Below are 16,935 nucleotides of genomic sequence, written 5' to 3'. Positions count from 1 at the left end.
TGCAAACACGCCCACGGACTGCGCGGACTGGAGCGAGGGCCGCCACAGCATCTGGTCCACAATGCCGTAAACCATCCAGTTGCCACGGTCCCAGCGCGGAATACCCGTGGTGTCATCCGGCCCACCCAGCGCCTGACCGGACTGGTTGTAGCGGTAGTCGGGGAAGCGCCCCGTGTCGTAAAAACCACCCAGCTTGTACACACCGGGCAGGCCGGGGTCCTTGGTGACCTTGGACATGTCATCGGGCTGGGGGTTGATGGCGTATTGCAGTTCGGTCATGAGCAGCGCACCCGTGCCCATGTTGAACTTGGTGCCCGAGGCATTGCCGTTGGCGTTCTGGTTGGTGGGGTCCACGGGGTTGCCCCCCTGAATACCAAAGGAGTTGGAGGTATTGCCCGGTGGGTTGTCATCGGCTGCGGCAAACATGACGGTAAACTGGTCGGTTGGCCGGTAGCGGATCCGCACGGCGGGGGACGCCAGCGGCCAGGACGGTCCACCGGCATACAGGTTGACCGATGGCGCCATGGGCCAGCCGAAGTTGGAGTTAAGGTAAAGGCTGCCGTAATCGCTGATCAGGAATTCGGTATCCAGATCCTGCTGCCCGATCTTGATGTCGAGCTTGCCGCCCAGAAAGGACTGCTGGTACCACAGCTCGAACAGGCGGGTGGAGCGGTCTGCCTCAAACCCGGAAACAGGGTTGTAAACGCTCAGATGGTCCTGCGAGATGGAGCGCCCGCGCAGCTGGAGCGCGCTGATGTTGAACAGACCGCCCTTAAGGCCGATCAGCTTTTCCAGATCGACGGTCAGGGTTGGCATGGTCATGCGTCATAGGCAGGGCCGGTGCCCGAGCCTGAACCGTTGGGTCCGTCATTGCCAGATGGGTTGCCGCCTGTGGTGTTGCCCCACAGCTCGTCCACTTCCTGAATATCGAGTGTAATGCCGTGGCGTGCCATCCAGTCGCGTGCGCCCCAGACGCTGCCCAGCAGGTGATCACTCAGGTCCGGGTGGTCTGCATCGGGGGATTTGGCGGCTTCTGCCGCACGCATGGAATCCCGCACCGTGGCCGGATCAATCTCGGAAACCAGTGGGCCGGAATTGCCAAGCCGCCGGCGTCCTGCTCCAGCTGCGTCTCCGCATTCTGTGCAAAGGATGCTGTCGGCACAAGCGCGCCCGCAAGGCCAATGGACTGGCACAACAGGGCCATACGCCACCGCCTGCCCGATGTCCTGAATAAAAATATCATGAAAATAAACCCGTTTTCCCCACCTGTTGAAAAGGTGTGCTGTTGAAATCAAAAACGCATCTGGGAAAAAAGGCTGTCAGGTACAGAATTGCATAATCGAGCATCCACCTCCGGCACCCCCGTCCGGCGATCAGGGCATGAGCAGCCACGGCAGGTCTCCTGACTTGCGGATCAACGCATCGGCCCCCACCTTCCCGGTACAACCAGTGGCCGTGGCGCGTAACGCCACGTCGGGGCAGACACTCTCCGCCTACAGTTGCGGGGGCAGTTGCCGACTGATCTTCCACCGGGTGGAAGAATACGACATTCCCTTTTATTCCGCTTGCGCGGGACCGTTGGCTATGATGCTCTGGGCAATACCGCATGGAAGACACGGTTTGCAACGCAAAAACCCACCTCCACCCCGCCACCTCCCCTTCTGGCGGGCACCGCATTGGGGCCAGAACTTGCTTTTTGGCCCATTTGGCCCCCAATGGCGGACCCACCACACCAGACAGCCCGACGCAGCCGCCCCATAATGGACCCCCGCTACCGCATTCCTCCCCTGTCCGCCCTGAACGCCTTTGTCGCTTTTGCCCGCACGGGTGGCATACGGCGGGCGGCCACGGAACTGCGCGTGGACCACGCGGCCATCAGCCGCCATATCCGCGACCTTGAGCTCTCACTCGGCATAACGCTACGCGACCGGGCAACCGGTAACCTGACGCAGGCAGGCCACACCTATTATGACCGCATAGCCCCCCTGCTGGACGGGCTGGCCACCGCCACAGCGGACATGCGCAACCGTACCCCACCACTGACCGTGACCTGCGCACACGGCTTTGCCTACCACTGGCTGCTGCCCCGGCTTTATGCTTTTCGCAAATCCCACCCGCATATGGAGGTGCTGCTCCGCTCGGTGGACGCCAGTGCGGCCTTCCATGTCAGCGGTGTGGAGTCCGCCAACCATGCCCAGATCGGCTATGTGCGCGAGGGCAGCACAACGCCTGAGCCACGCACCATCCGCCACATGGCCATTGCCCGGCCTCCGGTTTTTCCCGTGGCATCGCCCCAGTGCATTCAAGCCCTTGGCGGGCAGCCCCGCACAACGGCAGACCTGCTGAACGCCCCCCTGCTGCATGAGGAGGACGATACCGAGTGGCAACGCTGGTTTGCAGCGCAGGGGGTCAACGCCTCGACCATTCCCACCGCAGGCAGGCTGTGGCAGGCCCATATTACGCTGGCTGCCGCCCGTGCGGGCGAGGGCATAGCCCTTGGCAACCCGTTTTTGCTGGGCGATGACCTGCTCAGCGGGCGGCTGCTGCGCGTACAACCCACCCAGACCCCGCTCAAGGAAACACCTCTGGTGCTTACGTGCTGCGCGCCTCCGAGCAGATGTGGGAAAAACCGACCCTGCGCACCTTCCGCGACTGGTTGATGGAACAGGTGGCGCAGGAGGTGGACAACACCCTGCATCCACCCGCCTGAACCGCCGGGAGCGCTCTCTTATGCCCCGGTGCGGGGGTGGTGTTTTTTCATCACCACCTGCGCACCAAAAATCGCCTCCCATCCGCCAATAAAAACACTTACGGAACAAATATGTTTGTCCGGCCCCAACCACAGACCGGACCATATGACCGCCAACCGGAGCCAAACCTGACGATGAGCACCACCAACAAAGACCTTCTGGCCCGCCGCAACAATGCCGTGCCGCGCGGCGTTGCCACCTCCACCCCCGTTTTTGCCGACCGCGCAGAAAACGCGGAACTGTGGGACGTGGAAGGCCGCCGTTATGTTGACTTTGCAGGCGGTATTGCCGTGCTCAACGTGGGCCACCGCCACCCCAAGGTCATGGCTGCGGTGCAGAAGCAGCTTGAGCGCTTCACGCACACGGCTTTTCAGGTCTGTGCTTACGACTCCTACATTGAGCTGGCCGAAAAGCTGAACGCCCGCGCGCCCTTCTCCGGCCCGGCCAAGACCATTTTCTTCACCACAGGTGGGGAAGCGACCGAAAACGCGGTCAAGATCGCCCGTGCCGCCACCGGCCGTAACGGCGTTATCGCATTCTGTGGTGGCTTCCATGGCCGCACGCTGCTGGCCTCTGCCATGACCGGCAAGGTCCTGCCGTACAAGGCCCCGTTTGGCACGCTGCCGGGCGAAGTGTATCACGTTCCCTTCCCCGACCATGACATTACGGTCGAAGACAGCCTGAAGATGCTGCACTTCATCTTTGCGGCAGACATTGCCCCGGCAAACGTGGCGGCCATTATTATTGAACCCGTACAGGGCGAAGGCGGGTTCCGCGTGGCCCCTCCCGCCCTGCTCAAGCACCTGCGCGCACTGTGTGACCAGCATGGCATCAAGCTGATTGCAGACGAAGTGCAAAGCGGCTTTGGCCGGACCGGCAAGCTGTTTGGCATTGAGCACTCCGGCGTGGAACCGGACCTGATCTGCATTGCCAAGTCCCTTGCTGGCGGCATGCCGCTCTCGGGCGTTATCGGCCGCGCGGACGTGATGGACAGCGTCCCCCCCGGCGGGCTGGGCGGCACCTACGCGGGTGCTCCCCTTGCCTGCGCCGCAGCCCTTGCCGTGCTGGACGTGATTGACGAGGAACACCTGCTTGACCGCGCCAACGCCATGGGCGAGCGCCTGAAGGCCCGCATTAGCGGCTGGCACAAGCGGACGGACCTGCTGCCCATAAGCACACCGCGCGGTCTTGGTGCCATGATTGCCTTTGACATTCTCGAACGCCATGCAGGGGTAGAACAGCGCGCAGGCTTTGCCTCCAAAGTCTGTGCCAAAGCCTGCGAAAAAGGGCTGATCCTGCTGGCCTGCGGCGTACAGGGTGCCACCATCCGCATCCTGACCCCGCTGACCGCCTCTGACGCGCTGCTGGATGAAGGACTGGATATTATCGAGCAGATCCTACTTGAAGAAGCCAAAGCCTGATCCTGCAACGCTACGTAGCGTTAGGTGTCATGTCAAAAAAGCGCCTCCCCAACCGGGAGGCGCTTTATTTTTATCCGTCCTATTGCGCAGCTTTGATGACTGACCGGCTTATACCGACAATTCGTGACCCGCTTACAAGACACGAGGCACCAGACTGGACGAACTCAAAAACCTATTAACACACTAAATTTCGCAGTCCCTGATCGTAGCCAATAACGCGCCTGCAGCGCTCGCCCTTTCAATTGACGGCACAGCAAGGATATGTAAGTTTCTAAAGCATATAAAAGCTCTATCTTATCATCATAGTGGGTCGAGAATTACCTGGAGGAATGACTGGTGGCGATTCAACTTTTTGTGCCGCATTTTGAAGTTGATGAGTGCCTTGAGGAAATTCGTACCTGCTTGGAAAAAGGATGGACGGGACTAGGCTTCAAAACAGTTGAAATAGAAGAAGCCTGGAAAAAATATACTGGCCTGCCAAATGCTCATTTTCTCAATTCGGCCACAAGCGGCCTGCACCTCGCTGTCAATATTTTAAAACATGCACATAATTGGCAAGATGGTGATGAAATCATTTCAACACCGTTAACATTTGTATCGACCAATCATGCCATTTTATATGAAAACATGACACCCGTTTTTGCGGATGTTGATGAGCATCTGTGCCTAGACCCTTTGGACATTGAGAAGAAAATTACAGACCGCACGCGTGCTGTTATGTTTGTGGGCCTGGGTGGCAATACTGGTCGTCTGGAGGCTGTTAAAGCCTTGTGTGCTGAGCGCGGTCTGGCCCTTATTCTCGACGCCGCACATATGGCGGGCACGAGGTTACATGGCGAATTCCCAGAAGCAGACGTAACTGTTTTTTCTTTTCAGGCAGTCAAGAACTTACCTACCGGCGATTCAGGCATGATTTGTTTTGCCGATAAATCTCTGGATGAAGAGGCCCGCAAAAAAGCCTGGCTCGGCATCAACAAAGACACATTTTCACGCACCAATGATAAAGGAGCGTATAAATGGATGTATGATGTAGAATATACCGGCTTTAAATATAATGGTAATTCGATCATGGCAGCGATCGGGCTTGTCCAGCTTAAACAATTGGACAAACATAACGCATATCGCCGTCAAATTGCTGCGTGGTATCGCGCGGGGTTTGCCAATAACCCACGCATCAAGCTTGTTCCCATTGGGCCGGGGTGTGAATCATCATGCCACCTGTTCCAAATTCTTGTAAACAAGCGCGATGAGTTAATGCTGGCCCTTAATCGGGAGGAAATCTATCCCGGCGTCCATTACCGTGACAACCGGGATTACCGTATGTTCGCTCAGACAGTAGAAACAGCGCCTCGGGCGCGTTATGCTTCTGAACATGTTATTTCTCTCCCTCTTCATATCGGGTTGAGCAAGAGTGATGTTGATTCAGTTATTCAAGCCGTAAACAGCCACGCTTAAAATTTTGAATCATAAGATCATGATCTATCTACAGCCACTTACTGAAAATGATCTGCATTTAACACTTGAATGGAGAAATGACGATTCTATAAGAAAATGGTTTAAAACATCTGACACTTTTTCTCTGGCGCAGCATCATACATGGTTTTCAATGCGCCGTGACGACCCCAATGATCTCATTTTTATTGCCAAACGCGTTTCAGACTCCCAGAGTGTTGGGCAGGTATCTTTATATAATATAGACCCCCTGACCAAAACGGCAGAAGTTGGCCGATTTATTTCTGCGCCGAACTACGCAGGCAATGGCTACATGAAAAATGCATGCCAAATATTACTTGATATGGCCTTTAACAAAATAGGCCTAAAAAATATTTTTCTAGAAGTTTTTTCCAATAATACACGCGCCATCAATTTATACAAAAATCTTGGCTTCTCATACATATCGACTACAAATGACCTCGATCGTTATGAAATGACAATAGATCATTGGCGCCAAAAAAACTAATTTTTCATTTTATTTCCCATAAATCCAGTGAAGCATATTGATGTTAATGATTCTTGACGAGAAATAGAAACCAGAACACTTAAACTGAAACACTTTCTTTTTAAATCATCTTATTTAAGCGCAATCCGCACCGATGAGCCAATTTTTATAAATCATGATGATACTCTGCCCCACTTTACGAAAAAACCTTCAGCCTGAGTATCTGGCTCATCTACATGAGCCAGATACTCAGCACCATTGAAAAAATCATAATATTAGGAAGAAATTTAAAAAATTAAGCCTTCAGGATATTTTCTATCATTTTCATTTTTCTAGCCGGCAAAACATTATAAATATCAGCATTCCCTGTATTCTGAATGTATTCCGCATACGTTATTCCTTTGAGATTACTCCCATGAGAATATGCGGGAATGGCATCATGCAGCAATTCCAACCCAAGACGATGAAGGAAATCTATATTTGTAGCCATGCAAATCCGGCCAAGAGCGATAGAACGATCAATCGACTGATCAATATTGAGAGCTTTGATTTCTGGTTCAAATATTTCTGCAAAGAGCTTATCAGGAAAATTGGCATATTGCCGACGAATGCAGACATCTTCCCAATTGATACGGACAATGCTTGTTGGCTTGGGTGCACTAGCATTTAACCCATTGTTCAATATACGAAAGCCAACCAAAGGTTCAGGCATAATATGAATTGGATAAGCAGTCAGTAAGCGAATCCACATTTCAAAATCAGGTAGTTGAGCTAGCCTTTCATCATAAGCACCCAATTGTGCATAGCAATTTTTGCGGATCATGAGTGACGGATGGCATAAACAGTTCCCTACAAAGAAAAAATGGCGCAACCATTCAGACTGGCTGCGGTTCTGCATAAGAAAAACATTCCCATTGAAGGTCGATGATTGATCCGGGATAACGTTATTACCCTCATCTATAAAAACAGGGTAAGAAAATACTGCTCCAATTTCAGGATGTGCATCAAGATAGGCGACTTGCTGTTCGAGTTTATTAGGAAGAAAAATATCATCCGAGGGCAGAAAGCAGACATATTCACCCTCAGCACGTTGCAACGTGTCATTAAGAGCACAACAAGCTCCACGGTTTTCTGGAAAACGCTTGAGCTTTAAACGTGGATCATTGATTGATTCAATAATATCAACCGTTCCATCTGTTGATCCATCGTCTGTAACAACCATCTCAAAATCCTGATATGTTTGTGCTATAACGCTGTAAATAGAATCTTTTACAAAAGATTTATGTTGATAACTTGGAATACAGACGCTAACCCGTGGCATGAATGAAAATCCCTGGAAAAATAGTTCACATTATCTGATGATGGACATACTGGATTTTCTTTTACCGCATCAGAGATCATGCAGCACCAGAAAATGACGAGGAGAGGGTCGAAAAGCTCCCAGCGCACATCTCTCGATCGGCACTATGAAAATGACCCTAATAAAACGCCAACGCCTATGCCCGCACCTTCGTCACTCTCGCCAAGCAACTATCAGCCTTTCATCTGCTGCAAACCCGCATACGATGTGGGGAGTCGTCATAGTCAGGTCATGATTACCCATTAGGTTAAAAAAGAATTTAAAACCTGCCGGGAGAGCCGCATGACCGCTTTTGAAGCCTACTGGCAGACCCTGCACGCCAGACTAGCCGCGCTTTACAGCACCCGTCGCCCATTCTGGCGGGTACGCAACACCAGCACCTGACCACCAGACCAGCCAGAGCATATGAGCCCAGCAGCACAGAAGTGTCGATTCTGATTGACAGCCTGACCTTATGGGCATGAAATTCCCTCGTCTTTTTTAAACCATTTTATTGATGAGGCATCCTCAATGTCTTCCTCCATTTCCAGCCTGAACAGCAGCGCCGCCACCAGCCTGCTGGGCACATCTTCCTCCTCCTCATCTTCCTCCAGCACGTCCTCGGGTTCTTCTTCCTCGGGCAGCAGTTCCTCTTCTTCCTCCACGACCACCACTCAGGTCTTCAATGCCGATGGGTCCATCACCACCATCGTCAAGGACGCAAGCGGGGACATTCTCTCCAAAACAACAACGGGTGGGTCTTCGGGCTCCAACTCGGCAGAGAACGACACCAACGTGCTGGACACCTTCGCCTGATCCAATTGGTGTAAAACCGCCGGACCAAGCCCTACGGGCCTGTCCCATAAAAAAACCCGCCTCCAGTCATGGATGGCGGGTTTTTTATGGGGTGGCCACAGCCGTGGCCCCGCCCCTTACCGGCTTTTGTTATTTTTTGTCGTCACTAAAGCCATTGTGGATGTCATGCCCGATGGCTGTGCTCGTGTTGCCGATTTTCTGGCCGGTGCGTTCGCCCCACTTGCCCACGTCATGGGCAGCATCGGTGGTGCCTGTCTTGGTCTTGTCCCACGCTTCGGTCGTGCCGGATTTGGTTTTGTCCCAGACCTTGGCGCTACCAGACTTGGTTTTATCCCATGTCTTGTCCGCACCGGCGGCAGTTTTATCCCACGCTTTTTCGGTGCCTGCTTTTGTCTTGTCCCAAGCTTCGGTTGTACCGGTCTTGGTTTTGTCCCACGCCTTTTCTGTGCCCTGACGTGTGGAATCCCATGCTTTGGTCAAAGCACCCTGCTCCTCCGCATGAGCGGGGGCGGCTGGCAGGCTTACAGCAAATACGGCAGCACCTACCATGGTCATCAGAGCGGTCGCAAACGACTGTTTGGTCATTGGGGCAATCCTTCTCAAATAATCTGTAACGTCTTCTGTGATAACTGGTCTGAAGGGTCTTTGTGGCAAATATAAGCCCCCAATCTGTAATCAGAAAGGCGTGAGATCACCGGGCAGGCTATCCAGTGCGGCCTGTAGAATGTAGGCCGCCGCCAGCTTGTCCACCGCCTCGGCCCGCCTTGCGCGTGACAGATCCGCCTCCTGTATGAGCATTCTGTTCACGGCGGAGGAGGACAGGCGCTCGTCCCACAAACAGGCGGGCAGGCCGGTCTGTGCCGACAGCTCCAGTGTCCAGTCCCGGCTGGCCTGCGCTGCCGGACCAAACGAACCATCGAGCGAGAGAGGCACCCCCACGACCAGCCCCGCAACCTCGTGCTCCTGCGCCACAGCGCGGATAAAGGTGACCATCTGCCCAGCTTGCCGCGCTTTACGGTCTGGAAGGGCGAGGCCACCATGCGCGACACATCGGACAGTGCCAGCCCCACCTGTTTGCGCCCGGGGTCTATGCCAAGCAGGCGGGCATGTCTGGGCAGGGTGGCAGCCAATTGGGGAAGAGTGAGAAGAGTCATGCCCAATGGTATGTTGCCTTCCGCGCGATTATGCTAGGTGCAATTCTCTGTTCAGACTGAAGAAAGAGGGGCCCACTCTCATGTCGCTTGACCTTGCGACCACCCGACGCATCGCAAAACTGGCCCGCATAGGGCTTGAGGAAAACGAGCTGGAGGCCACGCGCCAGAAGCTGAATGGCATTCTGGGCTGGATTGACCAGCTTGCCGAAGTGGATGTCACGGGTGTGCCGCCCATGGTGGGGACGGAGACCGAAACCCTGCGCCAGCGTGAAGACAAGGTGACCGACGGCAACTGCCGCGACGCCCTGCTGGCCTGCGCGCCAGAAACATCTGGCCCCTTTTATACCGTACCCAAGGTGGTGGAATAATGCTGACCGGTTTGACCCTGACCCAAGCCCGCGCCGGGCTTGCCGCACGCAAATTTTCCGCACGGGAGCTGGCACAGGCACATCTGGACGCCATTACCCGCCTGAACCCGGGGCTTAACGCCTATATTACCGTCCTGCCCGAAGCCGACGTGCTGGCCAGCGCCGATGCCGCCGATGCCCGCTACGCAGCAGGCACGGCCGGTATTATGGACGGCCTGCCCATTGGCGTAAAAGACCTGTTCTGCACCAAGGGCGTGCGCACCACGGCCGCCAGCAAGATGCTGGCAGACTTTGTGCCCCCGTATGAGAGCACGGTCACCGCCAACCTGCTGGGTGCGGGGGCTGTGTTCCTTGGCAAAACCAATCTGGACGAGTTTGCCATGGGCTCGGCCAATATGAGCTCCGCCTTTGGCCCGACCACCAACCCATGGAAGCGCAAGGGGGATGACACCACAGCCCTTGTGCCCGGTGGCTCCTCCGGTGGCTCCTCCGCCGCTGTGGCCGCAGGTCTGGCGCTGGCCGCAACCGGGACAGACACAGGCGGCTCCATCCGCCAGCCTGCCGCTTATTGCGGCATTGTCGGGCTTAAACCCACCTACGGCCGGTGCAGCCGCTGGGGCACCATTGCCTTTGCCAGCTCGCTCGATCAGGCTGGCCCCATGACCCGCAGCGTGGCTGATGCAGGGCTGATGCTCGAAGCCATGGCAGGCTTTGACGCCAAGGACAGCACAAGCTCCAACCGTGCGGTGCCCGCGTTCCACAAGGCGGTGGGCAAAAGTGTCAAGGGCCTGCGCGTTGGCATTCCTGCCGAATACCGCGCCCCCGGCCTGCCAGCCGATGTGCTGGCCATGTGGGAGCAGGGTATTGCGTGGCTCAAGGCCGCAGGGTGCGAGGTGGTGGATGTCTCCCTCCCCCACACCCGTTACGGGCTGACCACCTACTACATTATTGCCCCGGCCGAGTGCTCCTCCAACCTTGCACGCTACGATGGCATCCGCTTTGGCATGCGTAAGGACGCCCCCTCGCTCGATGGTGTGTACGAGGCCACGCGCGCAGCAGGCTTCGGGCAGGAAGTGCGCAACCGTATTCTCATGGGCACCTATGTACTGTCCGCCGGGTATTACGATGCCTATTACCTGAAGGCCCAGAAGGTCCGCACCCTGATCAAGCGTGACTTTGAACAGGCGTTTGAGACTGTGGACGTGCTGCTGACCCCCACCGCCCCGTCCGCCGCCTTTGCGCAGGGCGAGAACATGGACGACCCGGTGCAGATGTACCTCAACGACATCTTTACCGTACCCGCCAGCATGGCCGGTGTGCCTGCGCTCTCCGTCCCTGTGGGGCTGAACGAAGCCGGGCTGCCGCTGGGGCTACAGGTCATTGGCAGGCATTTTGATGAAGAAACCGTGCTGTCCATTGGCGGCGCGCTGGAAGCGGCGGCGGGCTTTACGCACATCCCGTCCGTCCATGCGGGAGCAGGCGCATGAGCTACACGATTGAAGGCCGCACCGGCACGTGGGAAATTGTGGTCGGGCTGGAAGTCCATGCCCAGATCATCAGCCACTCCAAGCTGTTCTCGGGTGCTGCCACAACCTTTGGCAGCGACCCCAACACACAGGTCAGCCTTGTGGACGCAGCCTTCCCCGGCATGCTGCCCGTGCTCAACCACGAGTGCGTGGCGCAGGCCATTCGCACAGGGCTGGGGCTGAAGGCGCAGATCAACCTGCACAGCCGCTTTGACCGCAAGAACTATTTTTACGCCGATCTGCCGCAGGGCTACCAGATCAGCCAGTTCGAGCACCCGATTGTGGGCAAGGGCGCCATCAGCATTGAACTGCAAAATGGCGATGTGCGCGAGATCGGCATTACCCGCCTGCATATTGAGCAGGACGCAGGCAAGCTGCTGCACGACCAGGACCCCACCAAATCCTTTGTGGACCTGAACCGCTCCGGCGTTGCGCTGATGGAAATTGTCAGCGAGCCTGACATCCGCGAGCCCGAAGAAGCAGGGGCCTACCTGCGCAAGCTGCGCCAGATCCTGCGCTACCTTGGCACCTGCGATGGCAACATGGAAGAAGGCTCCATGCGGGCCGACGTCAACGTCTCTGTCCGCAAGGCGGGGGAAGACTTCCGCACCCGTTGCGAGATCAAGAACGTCAACTCCATCCGCTTTGTCATGCAGGCCATTGAAGTGGAAGCCGCACGTCAGGTGGAAATCTGGGAAAATGGTGGCGAGGTGGATCAGGAAACCCGCCTATTCGACCCCGGCCGGGGTGAAACCCGGACCATGCGCTCCAAGGAAGATGCGCATGACTACCGCTACTTCCCCGACCCCGACCTGCTGCCACTGGTGCTGGAACAAGCATGGGTGGACGAACTGGCCGCCAACCTGCCCGAACTGCCTGATGACAAGCGCGCGCGCTTTCAGGCGGAATACGGCATTGCCTTCTATGACGCCGGGGTGCTGGTGGCCGAACAGGCCGTAGCAGACTATTACGAGGCCGTGGCCCGTGGGCGTGATGGCAAGCTGGCCGCAACATGGGTGATGGGTGAGCTGTTTGCCGCCCTCAACCGCACCAGCAACACCATAGAGACCAGCCCCGTCAGCGCAGCAGCATTGGGCAAGATGCTGGACCTGATTGCGGATAAGACCATTAACGCAAAATTGCCAAGGAAGTCTTTGAAGACATGGTGGAAACGGGCGAAAGCCCCGAGGCCATTGTGGAAAAGAAGGGCCTGCGCCAGGTGACCGACACCGGGGCCATTGACGCCGCCATTGCCGCCGTACTGGCCAAACACCCCGACAAGCTGGAGGAATACCGCTCTGGCAAGGACAAGCTGTTCGGCTTTTTTGTTGGGCAGGTCATGAAGGAAACCAAAGGCAAGGCCAACCCGGCCATGGTGAACGATGCCCTGAAAGCCCAACTGGACGCATAAAAGCGGGCGGATAAAAAATAACTGCAATTTCCGCATCTGGGGGTTTGACGGAACACGTCAAACCCCTAAAAGCAGCAATGCAAACGTCGTGTCTGCACTCTTCGGCGGAGGGGTGGCCGAGAGGCTGAAGGCGGCGGTTTGCTAAACCGTTATACGATGTCAAGTCGTATCGAGGGTTCGAATCCCTTCCCCTCCGCCAAAGCCTTCCAAAAATTACAGTAAGAACAATAATTTAACGATTCCCTTGTAATCGTTACCCTCTCCCTTACTCCCCATCTTAAAACGAGCGCTTGGCCTCTCATGGGCCCTGCCAGCATGCCTTTTCTGCACAACGCGCACGGGCACGTACACGCGCGAGGATTGCGGCCCACTGCTATGAATCTGGAGGCAAAAAATAGGAAGGCACTTAACGTGACTGGTAGACAGTTGAGAGGTCGCCCCTCTTATTATTCCCGCTAAGGATATTTTAAAAAGAATTTATACTAAAATCTTATATATTTGGTATTCGAAACAGCGAATGATACCGCATGAAGCCTGTAACGATACTCCATAAATAAAACAGCAGCGTGTGATACGGTATGCAAATTGACGTTTTCAAAAAAAGAGAGAAAGTTCGGCAACTTCTCAGAAACGTCCAGAGAACGCAGTTTCTCGTAAAAATAAAAATAGAAGAATACACAGATCATATTATAAACTCACAATACGATACAAAAGTGGTTCATAATAAGACATCAGAAATGATTTCTTCTTACATCATGCTGCTGCAAATTCAGGACATTATTCTTACTGGCCTTTCAAAAATTCCTCCTGACGGGAAAGTGTTGTTATCCCCCGAGCTAGTCAGTGTTTTGCTGGATTATGGTCTGATTGCGGGATAAAGGGAGTCCTTGGGCATGAACGCTTTTCAGCTAAGCGTAGCCTCGCTGTTTTCCGTGATTTTTCTAACAGGATGCTCTGCTCGCCCGCATGCATTGTTGGACGAGACGGCAGCGTGTCATAAGTATCATGCCATGATGACAGCACCATTGCCGCCTGATGCGATACATAGAATGGCGGCAGACTGCATGAAGTCAAAAGAAAAATGAAAAGCCGCCGCTGGCAGGTGCTGCTTCCCCGAATACTCCCCCATGATCTGGCCTTGGTCTGGCCAGATCACCGGGTCAGTCGGATGTCTTTTTAAGGCAGTTGCGGCGGTAACGCGCCCGGCTTGCTTTGGCCCATGCGGTCATCATTGGCATGCACAGCCGCAGGAAACGGGGCGACGACAAAAAGAGATTGCAGAAAAAACTGTCAAAGCTGGATGGAAAATTCTCCACACGCTTTTTATTGCTGGTCGCCAGAATCCATTCTGCTATGGCCTCAGGCTCCTGCGGGGCGGACATGAAGTTCAGGACCGAGCCACCCTGCTCCATCTCCTTCATCAACATGCTGGTGTTCACACTGCCGGGGAAGACGGAAGAAACGCGGATCTTGCGTGGCCGCAGCTCCTGCTCCAGCGCCAGCGCAAACCCGCGCAGTCCGAATTTGGATGCGGTATAAACGCTGCTACCCGCTAGCGGAAAAACACCCGCCATGGAATTGGTATAGATAATATGCGACCCCTCCGCCATGGCTGGCAGAATGGCATGGGTCAGTTGCATCACACCAACCAGATTGATCTGGACCTGCTCCTGCGCCAGATCGGCCTGCAGGGCCGCCACGGGCTGGGGTGCAATGGCGCCGGCACAGAACACAAACAGGTCAATATGCTCGCTGGCATTGCGGATGGCGCGTGCCGCCTCCGCCAAGGATGCGGCGTCCGTCAGGTCGCAGGTTACACTATGGTCCACATGGGCTGCATCCAGCGCACGGCCCTGCGCACGCGCAAGCCCAATGACCCAATAGCCACGCTGGCGCAGCAGATCACACAACGCACGCCCAATACCGCCTGAAGCACCGCTTACAACAGCTACCTTGCGGCGAGATTCCCTACTTTCGTGAAACAAAACAAGCGCCTATCGCAACAATGCTCAACCCGAACCACATGGGGCAGGCCATTAAAAACCCACCAGAGACCCTATTTTCAGTACAACGTCCTTACAACCCCGCTCCCCCAGATCGCCCTGCCGGGCATTCGGGCAAAACGGAGAGCAGCGCAGCAAAAAGGACACCCCACTGCCTGAATCACAGCGAGCAGGGTGCTAGAGTAAAGCTCTGGAAAGAATATCCATGATAGAAAAAAGAAAACAGCACCAGAGAGCCTAAAATCCCGTGAACACACGGTGCCAGCGCGCAGCTTACAGGCTCTGCAAGGCATAGAGCTGCTGGTAAAGCCCGCCCGTACGCTGGACAAGCTGGGCATGCGGGGCGTCCTCCACAATCTGGCCGTGTTGGAACACCAGAATACGGTCCAGCCCCACCACGGTTGCCAGCCGGTGCGCCACAATCAGCACCGTGCGGCCTTCCATCAGCCGCTCCATAGCCTCCTGCACCAGTGCCTCGGACTGGGAATCCAGACTGGCTGTGGCCTCATCAAGCACCAGAATACGGGCATCAGCCAAAAAGGCGCGGGCTATGGCCACACGCTGGCGCTCCCCGCCCGAGAGCTTGATGCCCCGCTCACCCACCAGAGTGGCATATCCCTCGGGCAGGCGTTCTATAAAGTCAGCCGCATTGGCAAGGCGGGCGGCATGCTCAATCTGTTCGGGCGTGGCATCTGGCCTGCCATAGGCAATGTTCTCGGCCAAAGAGCGATGGAACAGCAGCGGCTCCTGCGGCACAAGGGCAATCTGGCTCCGCAGGTCCGACTGGCGCACGGTGGCGGTGTCCACCCCATCGACCAGAATCCGCCCACTGTTCTGCGCGTATAACCGCAACAACAGCTTGGTAAAGGAGGATTTACCTGACCCCGATGGCCCAACCAGCCCCACACGGCTACCCGCGGCAATCTGCACCGACAGGTCGTTAAAAAGAGGGTCCGGCTGCCCGGGGTAGGTAAACGTCACATGCTCAAACGCAATGGCCCCGTGGCGCACATGCAGGCTTGCAGGCTGCACCGGGTCCGGCACCCCTGCGGGCGTCCGCCACAGCAGAAGCAGTTCCTCCATCTCGTTGACCGAACGCTGCACAACCGAGACCTGCTGCCCGATCTCGCGCAGGTACCCCTGAACCAGAAAGGTCATGGTCAACACATAGGCAACATCCCCCGGCCCCGCGCGCCCGTTGCACCACAGCCACACCGCAGCCGCCGCCAGCGACAGACGCATGACCACCACGCTGCGGCCTGAATATTGGCGCTGTCCGTCCCGCGCACCCACATCCGTGCGGTGGCGGTGCGCCACTGGTCCAGTGTGTGGGCCAGCCGCACCTCCTCGCGCTCTTCCGCCCCGAACGCCTTGACCACGGCATTGCAGGTTATTGCATCCGCCAGTGCAGCCCCTACCCTGCTGTCCCCCGCATTGGCAGCCTGTGCGGACGGGGCCACGTAACGCAGCGTTAACGCGCAGGACAATGCCACAAACAGAGCGGACAAAACCCCAAGCATGGCCCCCATGGCGGGCCAGTGCCAGCCCAGCACAAGGGTGGTCAGCACCAGCAGGCACAGCTCGGGCAGCAGCATGAGCAAAAGCGTGTCGTTGAGCATATCCACCGCCCACATCCCGCGCGTAAGCCGCCGGACCGTGGAGCCTGCAAAGGTGTTGGCGTGCCAGTCCGTGCTCAGGCGCTGCACATGAGCAAACGACTCCGTGCCGATCTTTTGCATAATCCGCGTGGTCAGCCGTGTAATACCCAGATAAGCGTAGCGTTTGGCCGCAACACTGCCAAACCCGCAGGCCGCAAGGGCTGCCACCATCCACACGGCATCATGCAGCTGAGCAGACTGGCTGGCAGGCTCGGCCACGTCGGACACCAGACGCCCGGCGGCAAGGGGCATGAGCACATCCGCCAGAGTTGCCAGCAGGACCGACCCCACAGTCACCGCCAGAGGTCGGGGAAAAGCCAGCCACAGGCGGATGACAAAACCCAGAACATCCACAAACAGGGAAGTTTTCCGCACGGCAGATGCCGCACCGGAAGCAGAAGAGGCCATGAACGAGCAATCCGTCAAAAACGTATTTATCCCCAACAGCACGGGGGATGTGCTGTCTGTATCGTGAAGGCGCGATATTGCGCAAACCCGCCAGCGCTGGAAAAATGGTACCCCCACCCCTTTGCAGCACGCAGGCCCCATG

At 56.2% G+C, this 16,935-nt stretch carries 11 protein-coding genes, 1 tRNA gene, 5 pseudogenes and 1 riboswitch; of the genes and pseudogenes, 11 read left to right on the top strand and 6 right to left on the bottom strand.

The genetic code is table 11. The features are described 5' to 3' along the window. Window positions 1-1,204 (bottom strand): annotated as a pseudogene (locus JCM25146_RS19525) (carbohydrate porin); the annotation flags it as partial. A gap of 171 nt (window positions 1,205-1,375) precedes the next feature. Continuing rightward, window positions 1,376-1,595: riboswitch (cobalamin riboswitch) on the bottom strand. A 165-nt stretch (window positions 1,596-1,760) separates the two neighbouring features. Here JCM25146_RS19525 and JCM25146_RS19520 point away from each other — a divergent pair. The 4 genes and pseudogenes from JCM25146_RS19520 (at window position 1,761) to JCM25146_RS13495 (ending at window position 6,131) form a co-directional block, all read left to right on the top strand. Then, window positions 1,761-2,710 (top strand): annotated as a pseudogene (locus tag JCM25146_RS19520) (LysR substrate-binding domain-containing protein). A gap of 174 nt (window positions 2,711-2,884) precedes the next feature. Further along, a complete protein-coding gene (gene gabT, locus JCM25146_RS13505; RefSeq protein ID WP_025828668.1) occupies window positions 2,885-4,171 on the top strand; it encodes a 4-aminobutyrate--2-oxoglutarate transaminase in 1,287 nt (428 codons plus the stop codon). 336 nt (window positions 4,172-4,507) lie between these two features. Beyond that, on the top strand, window positions 4,508-5,626 hold the full coding sequence (locus JCM25146_RS13500; RefSeq protein ID WP_025828666.1) for a DegT/DnrJ/EryC1/StrS family aminotransferase: 1,119 nt from the start codon (window positions 4,508-4,510) through the stop codon (window positions 5,624-5,626). A gap of 19 nt (window positions 5,627-5,645) precedes the next feature. Further along, window positions 5,646-6,131: a GNAT family N-acetyltransferase gene (locus JCM25146_RS13495; protein WP_025828664.1), complete on the top strand. Its 486-nt coding sequence runs from the start codon at window positions 5,646-5,648 to the stop codon at window positions 6,129-6,131. A gap of 274 nt (window positions 6,132-6,405) precedes the next feature. Here the strand turns inward: JCM25146_RS13495 and JCM25146_RS20920 are convergent, their stop codons facing one another. Then, on the bottom strand, window positions 6,406-7,431 hold the full coding sequence (locus JCM25146_RS20920; RefSeq protein WP_025828663.1) for a glycosyltransferase: 1,026 nt from the start codon (window positions 7,429-7,431) through the stop codon (window positions 6,406-6,408). Between the two features lie 549 nt (window positions 7,432-7,980). Here JCM25146_RS20920 and JCM25146_RS21655 point away from each other — a divergent pair. Further along, the gene (locus JCM25146_RS21655) at window positions 7,981-8,265 is read left to right on the top strand and encodes a hypothetical protein (protein ID WP_081774879.1); all 285 of its coding nucleotides are present in this window, start codon (window positions 7,981-7,983) and stop codon (window positions 8,263-8,265) included. Window positions 8,266-8,394: 129 nt separating this feature from the next. Here JCM25146_RS21655 and JCM25146_RS19510 read toward each other — a convergent pair whose 3' ends face one another. Together JCM25146_RS19510 and ruvX are read right to left on the bottom strand one after the other, a co-directional pair. Next, window positions 8,395-8,850: a hypothetical protein gene (locus tag JCM25146_RS19510; RefSeq protein ID WP_025828659.1), complete on the bottom strand. Its 456-nt coding sequence runs from the start codon at window positions 8,848-8,850 to the stop codon at window positions 8,395-8,397. A 90-nt stretch (window positions 8,851-8,940) separates the two neighbouring features. Then, a pseudogene (gene ruvX / locus JCM25146_RS19505) lies at window positions 8,941-9,419 on the bottom strand (Holliday junction resolvase RuvX). 80 nt (window positions 9,420-9,499) lie between these two features. Here ruvX and gatC point away from each other — a divergent pair. The 6 genes and pseudogenes from gatC (at window position 9,500) to JCM25146_RS22200 (ending at window position 13,809) form a co-directional block, all read left to right on the top strand. Further along, window positions 9,500-9,787: an Asp-tRNA(Asn)/Glu-tRNA(Gln) amidotransferase subunit GatC gene (gatC, locus tag JCM25146_RS13465; protein ID WP_025828657.1), complete on the top strand. Its 288-nt coding sequence runs from the start codon at window positions 9,500-9,502 to the stop codon at window positions 9,785-9,787. Then, window positions 9,787-11,274 carry an Asp-tRNA(Asn)/Glu-tRNA(Gln) amidotransferase subunit GatA gene (gene gatA, locus JCM25146_RS13460; protein ID WP_025828655.1) on the top strand — a complete coding sequence of 496 codons (1,488 nt, stop codon included), beginning with the start codon at window positions 9,787-9,789 and terminating at the stop codon, window positions 11,272-11,274. The genes gatC and gatA overlap by 1 nt, the downstream gene beginning before the upstream one ends. Next, window positions 11,271-12,655 (top strand): annotated as a pseudogene (gene gatB / locus JCM25146_RS19500) (Asp-tRNA(Asn)/Glu-tRNA(Gln) amidotransferase subunit GatB); the annotation flags it as partial. The gene gatA and the pseudogene gatB, both read left to right, overlap by 4 nt. A gap of 175 nt (window positions 12,656-12,830) precedes the next feature. Then, window positions 12,831-12,923 (top strand) — tRNA-Ser (locus JCM25146_RS13450). A gap of 379 nt (window positions 12,924-13,302) precedes the next feature. Next, complete coding sequence (locus JCM25146_RS13445) at window positions 13,303-13,602, top strand: hypothetical protein (RefSeq protein WP_025828654.1); 300 nt, start codon at window positions 13,303-13,305, stop codon at window positions 13,600-13,602. A gap of 15 nt (window positions 13,603-13,617) precedes the next feature. Further along, on the top strand, window positions 13,618-13,809 hold the full coding sequence (locus tag JCM25146_RS22200) for a hypothetical protein (RefSeq protein WP_148299103.1): 192 nt from the start codon (window positions 13,618-13,620) through the stop codon (window positions 13,807-13,809). A 75-nt stretch (window positions 13,810-13,884) separates the two neighbouring features. On the opposite strand, the gene JCM25146_RS13435 is transcribed toward JCM25146_RS22200, so the two are convergent. Both JCM25146_RS13435 and JCM25146_RS19495 read right to left on the bottom strand, forming a co-directional pair. Further along, window positions 13,885-14,709, bottom strand: a complete 825-nt coding sequence (locus JCM25146_RS13435; protein WP_035372692.1) for an SDR family NAD(P)-dependent oxidoreductase — start codon at window positions 14,707-14,709, stop codon at window positions 13,885-13,887. Between the two features lie 291 nt (window positions 14,710-15,000). Beyond that, a pseudogene (locus JCM25146_RS19495) lies at window positions 15,001-16,793 on the bottom strand (ABC transporter ATP-binding protein). Window positions 16,794-16,935 lie beyond the last annotated feature (142 nt).

The organism is Acetobacter okinawensis JCM 25146, assembly GCF_000613865.1.
GTDB classification, from domain to species: domain Bacteria; phylum Pseudomonadota; class Alphaproteobacteria; order Acetobacterales; family Acetobacteraceae; genus Acetobacter; species Acetobacter okinawensis.
The sequence above is the reverse complement of the archived record's forward strand: the minus strand, read 5'-3'. Positions and strand labels throughout refer to the sequence as shown.